Raw genomic sequence first — 5,440 nt, forward strand, 5'->3', positions numbered from 1 at the left:
TCATGCCGAGGAGCCATCATGAGTCGTTCCGATTCAATGTCCACGTTTGCGGTGAACGTCACCGGGCTTTGTCGATCGTTTCGAGGCCGCCCGGCGCTGGATGACATCGACCTTCAGATCCCGGTTGGCAGCATTTTCGGCTTAGTGGGGCTCAATGGAGCTGGCAAAACGACACTGATACGGCACTTGATCGGTGCGTTCGTGGCTCAGCAAGGTACTGTCCGTGTGTTGGGGATGGATCCGGTGGCCGATTCACAATCGGTCCTTCGGCGTGTCGGTTATTTGTCCGAAGAGGATTCGATGCCGTCTTGGATGCGAGTCGGTGAACTCGTCGATTTTTCGCGAGCGATCTATGACACTTGGGATGATGCTTATGCCACCAAACTGATGGACGAGTTTGGCTTGTCGCGAATGGACAAGCTGAGTTCGCTGTCGAAAGGGTTGCGAGCGCGAGCAGGTTTGTTGGTCGCGATCGCTTATCGGCCCGAGCTTTTGATCCTAGATGAACCGAGTAGCGGGTTGGACCCGTTGGCTCGTCGCGACATTCTCGAAGCGATCATCCGCACGATCAGCGACGAGGGGCGAACGGTGCTATTTTCAAGCCATCTGCTAGACGAAGTCGACCGCGTGTGTGATTCGATTGCCTTGATGCGAGCGAGCCGAATCATCGAGACCACGACGGTGGACCAATTGCAATCTCGCTACGAAGAGATTGTCTGTCGCAGCGATACCGAATCGCCTCCCGCAATTCGTGGCGTTTTCGATTGGCAACGCGACGAATCCGAGTGGTCGGGCGTGGTCGATCGCCAACATGCGAGCGGCGGTGAAGTTAATTTACCTGTCGACGTGGCATTGATCAGCCGCCGCCCTGTCACGCTGCATCGTTGGTTCGCGGCACGCGCGGGGACAGTGGCGTCGACGGCGTCTGAATCGACCGATGGCAACTCCAGCGAGGTGACATCTCATGTCGGATAGCTTTGCGCTTGTACGTCTAACATGGTTGAGAAACCGTGGGGTGCTGCTGTTTTTTGCCGGGCTCGTCGGGATCGCCGAAGGCTTGTTGCTATGGATGTCGCAAGTCGGGCAAGCGATGGAGACGTTTGCACCGGTCGTTATGTGTGTGACGTTTTTGCCCGCGATCTCGTGGGGGATTTTCGCCTTGGATGTCTCTCCGTTGTCCAAACTGGATTCCGAGGAAAGCGGGTATTCGCATTGGTTGTTGCGAATGCCGATTGCAAATTGGAAGCTGGCATACATTCCCATCGGTATGAAAACCGCTTGGGTATTCACGCTCTGGATCGTCCTCTCAAAAACACTTGAGTGGTTCGGAGCATCCACTTGGGTCTTGATTCCCGCGTTCGTCGTTGCCGCGACGGGAGTCTTGATGTCTGCCCTCGCTTGGCGTCCGTTCCGGTCGGGCGTTTATCGGTTGGGAATGCTCGGAACTTTGACGCTGGTTTCGTACGGGTTGTGTTTGTTGGCGATTGGCGGGAAAAGCGAAGCAAATTTGTCGACATCGGTTCAAGCCATCGTAACGGTCGCTACGGTAGTCTATTTTTTAGTGGCGTTGATTATTGCCTATCGCGCGGTCGTGATTGCCCGTCACCATGTAAGCGGAATGATCCCTGCGGAATCGTCGGGAGTCATGGCTGCGATTCGGAATCGATTGAGCTGGGATTGCAGCGGAGAGCAAGTGGCATTGCATCGCAGTTCGATTCGAGCCTTGGTTTGGCATGATCTGCGGCGTTCGCGTGCTTACCGCTTCAATTTGGTCTTGTTCGTTGTTTGTCCCGTGCTGGTCGGAGCTTCGCTGTTTCATTGGTCGCCGGTGGCGCTAGCCGTCATGAGTGTCATGAGCATGTTCTATGTCGGGATTATTTCGGCCACCAGCGTGCTGGGGCATGATCCGAAGCAATCAATCTCGACATTGCCATCGTATTTGTCGGTCAGTCCGCTATCGGATGCCACGATTGCATGGACGCGATTTGCGATGTTTGCTAGTTGTTTGGGGCTGCTTTTGTTATTGTCGCTTGTCTTATACGCGGCCGTTATGGTTTGGCCCGAAAACCGCGAGACTTGGTCACGTTGGGCCACTTGGTTAGCGGCGCATGACACGGTGACTGGCACAGCGACATTGGTTGGATTCCGAGTGACGTTGGCGATCATGCTTTTCATTGGCCTGCTGCTATTGGGCATCTCAAGTGGTTATGTTTGGGTACCCATGTATGGACACCGCTGGGTAGATATCGTCGTGATTCTCGTCAGCTTGGCTCTCTTTTTCGGCGTCCTTTTTACCGCCGTTGCCTGGATTATCGCTCAACCGGATTGGCAGACGATGACTGCGTCGATGAAGTCCTTTCTGAATCGTTTGCAATCGATCAGTTACCTTGCGGTACTGGCCAAGTTTGCTGCGGTGATCGTGACGGTGATCGTTGTCTCGCGAAGTCGTGTTGCCCGCACCGCGTCGCTGTTGCAAGTCATTGCCATTTGGACGGTAGTCACGCTGGCAATCGGGACGCTCTTGTTTGGCTTGATTCCCGACTCGCGATTCACGCTGCCGATCTGTTTGACCTTTGTCGCTCTCATCCTGCCCCTGCCTAGCATTCTCGCTTTGCCACTCGCTTTGAAAGGAAACCGGCATCGTTAACACTGCGTTCTCATCGAATCGACTTCGGCAAACATGACATTGATTCTCGGCATCTCGGCGTTCTACCATGATTCGTCCGTTGCGATTCTTCGCGATGGCGAGGTCGTCGCTGCCGCGAGCGAAGAGCGTTTCACTCGGAAAAAACACGACGCGTCATTTCCGCGAAACGCGCTGCGTGAGTGTTTGCAAATGGCCGACGCCGACGTCGGCGATCTTGATTACGTCGGATTTTATGAAAAGCCGTTCTTGAAGTTTGATCGATTGCTGGAAACCTATTTGGCCTATGCACCGGCAGGTTACGGTAGCTTCTTTCGTGCGATACCCCGTTGGCTGCAAACCAAGTTGCATCTGCCTCGCGAGATCCGCAAACAACTGGGCAAACAGTACAAACGCCGGATCGTGTTTTGCGAACACCATGAATCGCATGCCAGCAGTGCGTTCTTTCCCAGTCCTTTTGACGAAGCAGCCATCTTGACCATCGACGGCGTTGGCGAATGGGCGACGACAAGTTGGGGCGTCGGCCGCGGAAACCGTATCTCGCTGAAAAACGAAATTCGATTTCCACATTCACTCGGGTTGCTCTACTCGGCGTTCACTTATTTCTGCGGATTTCGCGTCAACTCGGGCGAATACAAGTTGATGGGATTGGCTCCCTACGGCGAACCCAAGTTTGTCGACCTGATCTTCAAACATTTGATTGATGTCCATGATGACGGTAGCTATCGGCTAAACATGGATTATTTTTCGTACTGCCATTCGCTACGCATGACCGATCGAAAAATGGAGCGATTGCTGGGAGCGGCACGCCGCAATCCGAACGAGCCGATCCGCCAAGTCGATATGGATCTTGCCGCAAGTATTCAGCGGGTGACCGAAGAGGTCGTGCTGCGAATGGCACAGTATGTCTTCGATCAAACGAAGCTAGATTCTTTGTGCATGGCGGGCGGGGTCGCACTGAATTGCGTCGCCAACGGGCGGTTGTTACGTGAAGGGCCGTTTAAACAGATTTGGGTTCAGCCCGCTGCCGGTGACGCTGGTGGCGCCCTGGGCGTCGCCTGGCTGATTTGGCATCAATTGCTGGGCAAACCGCGTGTTGCCAATGCGCTGAGTGCCCAGCCAACTTCGCTGCTGGGGCCTCCTGCGGATCGCGAAGTCGATGTACAGGCACTTCGAGAAAGCGGTGCGGTGACGCGGCACCTGCCGCTGGACGATGAACTCTATACCACCGTGGTCAAGCTTCTTGCTGGCGGAAATGTGGTGGGCTGGGTCCAGGGAAAGATGGAATTCGGACCGCGGGCTCTTGGCGGACGCAGTATCCTGGGTGATCCACGAAATCCTGAAATGCAATCGATCATGAACGCAAAGATCAAACGCCGAGAGTCGTTCCGCCCTTTCGCTCCGAGTATCCTAGAAGCACACAGTCAAGATTATTTCGAAATACCTGGTGGGGATTCGAGCCCGTACATGATGTTCACGTTTGACGTGCAAGAAAAGCGACGGCTGCCGGTTGATCAATCAATTCCGCCTAGCATCGAACGGGGACGGCAGTCACACAGCGATCTGCCGGCGATCACTCACGTCGATTATTCCGCTCGGGTGCAAACGGTCAGCCAGCAAAGGCATCCACGTTTCTACGGACTGTTGCGGAAATTCTATGAGGAAACGGGGTGTCCCGCGGTGATCAACACCAGTTTCAATGTGCGAGGTGAGCCGATCGTTGCGACGGCGGCCGATGCCTACCGCTGCTTCATGGCGACGGAGATGGACGCGTTGGTGATCGGAAACGTGCTGATGCTGAAGACCGAGCAACCCGAGTCGGCTCGTCAATCGAGTCAGCGCGAACTCCGTGAATTGGAGCCCGATTGATGCCGTTGCTTGATCTCAATGCGGATCCCTCGAGTTCGTTGAAACGGTGGTTTGGGATATCGTTGTCCGCGTTATTCTTCGTTGTTGCCTTTCTGATGCGACACAGCGCAACCATGGTTGCCATGACGCTGGCGGTCGTGGGGGTGTTGGTCGGCGTGATATACTACTGCGTACCCGGTGCACCACTGCGTGTGATTCGAGCTTGGCAATATATGACGTACCCCGTCACTTGGATAATAAGTCACGTGTTGTTGGGGACGGTCTTTTTTGGGATCGTCTTGCCAACCGGAATTGTGCTTCGGTTGCTGGGCTATGATCCATTGCGATTAAAGCAACGCGATTCCGGATCCAATTGGCTTCCACGCGAGGAAGCCAGCGATATTTCCCGCTACTTCAAACAGTTTTGAGCGCGACACAATGGACGAGCCGCAAAACGCTCAGGAAAGAGAATTCGAAAACCAAGCCGAAGGCGATAACCTCGGTTTCGTTCAAGAGTTTGTCTTGTTTTTGCGAGAGAACAAGAAATGGTGGCTCGTGCCATTGATCGGTTCTTTGTCGTTGATCGGCGTGATCGCGGCGTTAGCAGGCAGCAGCGCGGCTCCGTTCATTTACACGCTTTTTTAGCGGTGCTTGCCATCGTCATCTACTCGCGGGATCGCTCTGTTTCAACGTCGTTCACTGTCTTCGCGTCGCGGCACCTCTGGAAGCCAGTTATCAATTTCTGTTGGTGAAAAACGTATGAATATCAAGCAGATTCTTCTTGGCACGTGGTTCGGAGACTTGGCGATGTTCTCGAGAGAGAAGATCGACATCGTCCGTGCGGCGCTCATTCAGCCGGAGGCTGTCGGTACGATTGCCAACGATCAACTCGCCAGCATGTTAGTTACCTCGATCTGCCAATCCGGAGAGACGTTTCTCGATGTCGGT

6 protein-coding genes are annotated in these 5,440 nt (G+C 54.4%); all 6 read left to right on the forward strand.

The window, feature by feature from the left end:
- The first annotated feature begins 36 nt into the window (after positions 1 to 36).
- Complete coding sequence (locus RMSM_RS32280) at positions 37 to 975, forward strand: ABC transporter ATP-binding protein (RefSeq protein WP_478212720.1); 939 nt, start codon at positions 37 to 39, stop codon at positions 973 to 975.
- Positions 965 to 2,647, forward strand: coding sequence for a hypothetical protein (locus RMSM_RS32285; RefSeq protein WP_040770671.1), 1,683 nt, complete (start codon positions 965 to 967; stop codon positions 2,645 to 2,647). Before RMSM_RS32280 ends, RMSM_RS32285 begins: the two co-directional genes overlap by 11 nt.
- Positions 2,648 to 2,680: 33 nt before the next feature.
- On the forward strand, positions 2,681 to 4,513 hold the full coding sequence (locus RMSM_RS32290) for a carbamoyltransferase family protein (RefSeq protein WP_008707575.1): 1,833 nt from the start codon (positions 2,681 to 2,683) through the stop codon (positions 4,511 to 4,513).
- Positions 4,513 to 4,920: an SxtJ family membrane protein gene (locus RMSM_RS32295; RefSeq protein WP_008707577.1), complete on the forward strand. Its 408-nt coding sequence runs from the start codon at positions 4,513 to 4,515 to the stop codon at positions 4,918 to 4,920. The genes RMSM_RS32290 and RMSM_RS32295 overlap by 1 nt, the downstream gene beginning before the upstream one ends.
- 10 nt (positions 4,921 to 4,930) lie before the next feature.
- A complete protein-coding gene (locus RMSM_RS32300; protein WP_008707579.1) occupies positions 4,931 to 5,137 on the forward strand; it encodes a DUF5989 family protein in 207 nt (68 codons plus the stop codon).
- A 114-nt stretch (positions 5,138 to 5,251) separates the two neighbouring features.
- Positions 5,252 to 5,440 (forward strand): hypothetical protein (locus RMSM_RS32305; protein WP_008707581.1); only part of this gene is annotated, 189 nt, incomplete at its 3' end.

The sequence above is a fragment of the Rhodopirellula maiorica SM1 genome (assembly GCF_000346295.1).
Lineage (GTDB): Bacteria > Planctomycetota > Planctomycetia > Pirellulales > Pirellulaceae > Novipirellula > Novipirellula maiorica.

Bases quoted from the DNA above. Each gene is read 5' to 3' on its own strand.
- RMSM_RS32280 (WP_478212720.1), top strand. From the start codon at position 37: ATGTCCACGTTTGCGGTGAACGTCACCGGGCTTTGTCGATCGTTTCGA.
- RMSM_RS32285 (WP_040770671.1), top strand. From the start codon at position 965: ATGTCGGATAGCTTTGCGCTTGTACGTCTAACATGGTTGAGAAACCGT.
- RMSM_RS32290 (WP_008707575.1), top strand. From the start codon at position 2,681: ATGACATTGATTCTCGGCATCTCGGCGTTCTACCATGATTCGTCCGTT.
- RMSM_RS32295 (WP_008707577.1), top strand. From the start codon at position 4,513: ATGCCGTTGCTTGATCTCAATGCGGATCCCTCGAGTTCGTTGAAACGG.
- RMSM_RS32300 (WP_008707579.1), top strand. From the start codon at position 4,931: ATGGACGAGCCGCAAAACGCTCAGGAAAGAGAATTCGAAAACCAAGCC.